Below are 4,421 nucleotides of genomic sequence, written 5' to 3'. Positions count from 1 at the left end.
ATCGTCGAGATCGCCGACCGCGACGACCTGTACGGCAACCCGCGCCACCCCTACACCCGGGCGCTGCTGTCCGCCGTACCCGAGGCGACCGTGGACGAGGTCCCGGCCCGCGAGCGCATCCGCCTCCAGGGCGACGTGCCGTCCCCGATCAACCCGCCCTCCGGCTGCCGCTTCCGCACCCGCTGCTGGAAGGCGACGGAGAAGTGCGCGAGCGAGGCCCCGCCGCTGGTCCAGGTCGAGGGCAACAAGCCCGGCCACCTGACCGCCTGCCACTACCCGGAGACCGACGAGGCGGCTCCCGCGGCCGCTCTGTCCAAGGACCCCCAGACGGCGGCCTGACACACCCCTTTTTCCGTCAGCCGCCGCTCACGGAACGGACTTTCACCGGCCCATTGACCCGAGCCCATGAACGTCCGGTTCCAGGGGAAGGAGGGCCCGTGCCTCGCCGGCACGGGCCCTCGCCGTTTCGGCACGGGTCGCCTCAGGGCGCCGCCATCGGCCGCCCGGAGCCGTACTGGGGGTGGCCGGGGGCGACGCCCCCGTCGGGGCGCTCGGTGCCGAGGCCCGCTCGGCCGCCCCGGCCCGACCGAGCCCGCAGCGCTCACCTACGTTGGGGAGATGGCCCTTCACCTGCGCGGCACCGTACTGCCCCACGGAACCACCGGTGATCTCTGGATCCTCGGCGACCGCATCACCTTCGACCGCCCGTCGGCCGAGACGGAGACGGTGGCCGACGGCGGTTTCCTGCTTCCCGGGCTCGTCGACGTGCACACCCACCCGGGGTCCCGGTCGCAGGAGGAGGCGCGCTGGGACCCCGAGGCGTTCGCCGAGCAGATCGCCGCGCACCGGGATGCCGGAACGACGGCGTTACGGTTCCCCGGGCTGCTCGGCGAGATCCCGGACGAGCTGCGCGGGGCGCCGGACACGCCCCGCATGATCACCGCCGGGCGCTGGCTCGCCTGGGCGGGGCTGTCGAAGAGCGCCGACTTCCACACGGTGACCGACGACCTGGTCGCCGCGGCCGTCGCCGAGGCCGAGGCCCATGACGGCTGGTGCAAGCTCATGGGCGACTGGGACTTCGAAGCGGACCCCGTTCCCTACGAGCTGCTGCGCGCCGTCACCGACGCGGTGCACACGGCGGGAGGCAGGGTCGCCGCGCACTGCCAGTCCGCGCGGGGTGTGCTCAACGCGGCGCGGGCGGGCGTCGACTCGATCGAGCACGGCATGGGGATGCCCGAGGAGTGCGTGGAGCTGCTGGCCTCGCACGGCGGTGCCTACGTCCCCACACTGACCGCCTTCGCCCGCAGCGCGTCCCGGATCATCGACAACCCCCGCGGCCGACTCTGGCACGAAGGCCACCGCATCATGATCCGCCGGGTCCGCGAGGCCCATGACGCCGGCGTCACCGTCCTCGCAGGCACGGACTGCGCCCCCTTCGGCAACATCGCCACCGAGGTCGAGCACCTGATCGCCGCCGGACTCCCGGCGGACGTGGCGGTAGGGGCGGCGAGCTGGGCGGCCCGGGACTTCCTGAGGCTGCCGGGGCTGGTCGAGGGCGGGCTCGCCGACGTCACCGTGTACGACGCGGATCCGCGGCTGGAGCCGGCCGTACTGCGGCATCCTCGGCGGATCGTGCTGCGAGGGCGGGTGGTGCGCTGATCCGGGCCGGCAGCCGGACTCAGGCTTGCGGGGCCACCAGCTCCACCTCGAAGCCGTCCGTGTTCTCCAGGTAGGCGGCGTAGTGCTCGGGCCCACCCGCAGGGGGATGCCGGTCCGGGAAGAGCAGCGTCCAGCCGTGCCGCGGCGCCTCCTCGACCAGCGCGTCGAGTTCCCCGCGGCCGCCCGGCACAGGGAAGGCGAGGTGATTCAGTCCGGGCAGCAGCCGGTCGTGCCGGTCACCGCGCAGTGCGGGGGACTCCTCGACCACGACGTAGGTCTCCCCCGCCCGCCAACTGCGGCGTCGGCCCGTCCTGATGGAGTTCGTGGCCCAGCCGCTCCAGCAGCCACCCCCACGAACCGACCGCGCGCCCCGAGTCGGGCACCCACAACTCCACGTGATGCAACAACTCCCCTGTCCCTCCCGGGCGTTCGGTGTCCGTGTGGCAGACTGCCTCGATGGTCGATCGGTCGTTCGCGGATCTGTCGCTCGCCGCGTTGTACGACATCCTCAACCCGTGGGGAGCGGGTGACGACTTCTGTCTCGGGTATGTGCGGTCCGCCGGGGCGGTGCTCGACGTCGGCTGCGGGACCGGGCGGCTGCTCCGGGAGGCCAGGGCCGCCGGGCACCCCGGGCGGCTCGTGGGACTCGACCCCGCCGCCGCCATGCTGGTCCAGGCACGGCGGCACGGCAGCGATGTGGAGTGGGTGCTCGGGGATCTGCGCAGCCGGTGCTGGCGGGCGGAGTTCGACCTCGTCGTGATGACCGGGCACGCCTTCCAGGTCCTCCTCGGCGACGCGGAGGTGCGGGACGCCCTGCACGCCGTGCGTCAGGCGCTCCGCGTCGGTGGGCGGTTCGTCTTCGAGACGCGGAACCCGGAAGCGCGGGCCTGGGAGACATGGAGGCCGGACCGGGTGCGCCGGGTCACCGACTCCGGCGGGCGTGCCGTACGTGTGTGGCACGAGGTCGAAGGGCCCGTCACGGAAGGCAGGGTGACCTTCACCGAGACCTTCGACTGCGACGCCTGGCCGGCCCCGGCCGTCAGCCGGACCACCCTTCGCTTCCTCCCTCCCGACGCGCTGTCGGCCTTCCTCCACGAAGCCGGCCTCACCGTCGAGGAGCGGTACGGCGACTGGGAGCGGGGGCCGCTGACGGCGACCTCGCCCGAAATCGTCATCGTCGCGCGGCGGGCTTCGTAGGGACGGCCGGCGGGAGCTGAGGCCGTCGTGAAAGCAACGGCGGAGGGGAACGTTCCGCCAGGCTCTCGTCGTTTGCCCTGGGTCCGTCCACTCACATACCTGGGAGCAACGTGCCCGAGACCACGCCCGTCACCTCCACCTTCCTTCCCGAACTCCCGGCTCTGAGCGCTCAGGCCGAGCGACTGATCGAACTGGGGGTGCACGAGACGGCGGGGCTGCCCGCCGACGTGTTCCGTGCCTTCGCCGAGGCCGCCGAGGCCGCCGACGCTCCCGCGGGCACCGAGGGCGCCCTTCTCGCCGTTCACCCGGACCGCGCCCCCGCCTCCGCGCTCGCTCCACTGCTCCGCCGTGACGACAAGCCCGGCTTCGTCGTCACCGACATGCCCGACGTCGACCTCTTCGCGCCCTGTGCCGTCGAGATCCCCGACATGCCGCTCTACCTCGTCACCGGCCTCGACCGCGGCGACCACATGGCCAACTGGAGTCCGGACGAGGCACTGCCCGCACTCGCGGAGGAGGACCGCACCCCGCTGCTGCTCTCCGAGGGCATCCACTGGGTGCTCCAGCAGCCGACGGCTCTGGAACGCAACCACTGCTTCATGACCATCGGCTCCCGGCTGCGCAAGGCGGACGGCGCCCTGGACGCCCGTACGCCCGCGATCTGGATCAGCAACGGCACCGGGCGGGACGGCCGCGAGCGGCGCAACGCCCCCAAGGTGGGCTGGTGCTGGTGGAACAATCGGCACACCTGGCTGGGCTTCGCCTCCGCGACGGGCCGACGGGGCCAGGACACCGAGAAGTCGTGATCGGACGGCGGGGCGGAGGCCGTACGCGCCGCACAGCCGAAACCCCGCCGCCCCCGCCCGTATCCCGGCCGCACTCGCCGTCGCCGGCGCCGCGCCAGCGCCATCGCAGTGCGGTCACAGTCGCAGCCGCGGTCGCAGTCGCAGTCGCAGGCACGGTCGCGGTCGCGGTCGCAGGCACGGTCGCGGTCGCGGGCACGGTCGCGGTCGCGGTCGCGGGCACGGTCGCGGTCGCGGGCACGGTCGCGGGCACGGTCGCGGTCGCGGGCACGGGCACGGGCACGGTCGCGGGCACGGGCACGGGCACGGGCACGGGCACGGTCGCGGTCGCGGGCACGGTCCCGGTCCCGGTCCCGGTCGCAGTCACGGTCGCGGTCGCCCGGCCTTCTAGTCGTCCCCGGCGTCCTGGTCCTCCAGCGCCGCCAGCGCCGGATCCAGCACGATGTCCTCGTCCCGTGCCTCGGTGGTCGGCTCCTCAGGGAAGTGGCAGGCCGTCAGATGGCCCGCGTGGTTGCCGGAGATCTGGATCAGCGGCGGCTCCTCGGTCGCGCACCTGTCCTGCGCCTTCCAGCAGCGGGTGCGGAAGCGGCAGCCGGAGGGCGGCGAGATCGGTGACGGCACGTCACCGGCCAGCCGGATCCGCTCCCGCCGGGGCGCGTCCTCGCCGGCCACGTTCACCTCGGGCACGGCGGAGAGCAGGGCGTGGGTGTAGGGGTGCCGGGGGCGGGTGTAGATGGAGTCGCGGTCGCCGACCTCGATCAC

General features: G+C 73.6%; 5 protein-coding genes and 1 pseudogene. 4 read left to right on the top strand and 2 right to left on the bottom strand.

The features are described from left to right. Together ACWCPI_RS38810 and ACWCPI_RS38805 are read left to right on the top strand one after the other, a co-directional pair. Window positions 1-339: oligopeptide/dipeptide ABC transporter ATP-binding protein (locus tag ACWCPI_RS38810; RefSeq protein WP_451042658.1), on the top strand; the 339-nt coding region annotated here is incomplete at its 5' end. Window positions 340-618: 279 nt separating this feature from the next. Then, the gene (locus ACWCPI_RS38805) at window positions 619-1,659 is read left to right on the top strand and encodes an amidohydrolase family protein (RefSeq protein ID WP_451042657.1); all 1,041 of its coding nucleotides are present in this window, start codon (window positions 619-621) and stop codon (window positions 1,657-1,659) included. 19 nt (window positions 1,660-1,678) lie between these two features. Here ACWCPI_RS38805 and ACWCPI_RS38800 read toward each other — a convergent pair. Next, window positions 1,679-2,066 (bottom strand): annotated as a pseudogene (locus tag ACWCPI_RS38800) (VOC family protein). Window positions 2,067-2,115: 49 nt separating this feature from the next. Here ACWCPI_RS38800 and ACWCPI_RS38795 point away from each other — a divergent pair. Together ACWCPI_RS38795 and ACWCPI_RS38790 are read left to right on the top strand one after the other, a co-directional pair. Then, window positions 2,116-2,856: a class I SAM-dependent methyltransferase gene (locus tag ACWCPI_RS38795; RefSeq protein WP_451042656.1), complete on the top strand. Its 741-nt coding sequence runs from the start codon at window positions 2,116-2,118 to the stop codon at window positions 2,854-2,856. A 110-nt stretch (window positions 2,857-2,966) separates the two neighbouring features. After that, a complete protein-coding gene (locus tag ACWCPI_RS38790; protein WP_451042655.1) occupies window positions 2,967-3,662 on the top strand; it encodes a DUF5701 family protein in 696 nt (231 codons plus the stop codon). Window positions 3,663-4,046: 384 nt separating this feature from the next. Here the strand turns inward: ACWCPI_RS38790 and ACWCPI_RS38785 are convergent. Then, the coding region (locus ACWCPI_RS38785; RefSeq protein WP_451042654.1) for an oligopeptide/dipeptide ABC transporter ATP-binding protein at window positions 4,047-4,421 on the bottom strand (375 nt) is incomplete at its 5' end.

It is taken from the genome of Streptomyces sp. NPDC001920 (genome assembly GCF_053594495.1).
This window is presented reverse-complemented; position numbering and strand designations above follow the sequence as displayed.

Bases quoted from the DNA above. Each gene is read 5' to 3' on its own strand.
- ACWCPI_RS38805 (WP_451042657.1), top strand. From the start codon at position 619: ATGGCCCTTCACCTGCGCGGCACCGTACTGCCCCACGGAACCACCGGT.
- ACWCPI_RS38795 (WP_451042656.1), top strand. From the start codon at position 2,116: ATGGTCGATCGGTCGTTCGCGGATCTGTCGCTCGCCGCGTTGTACGAC.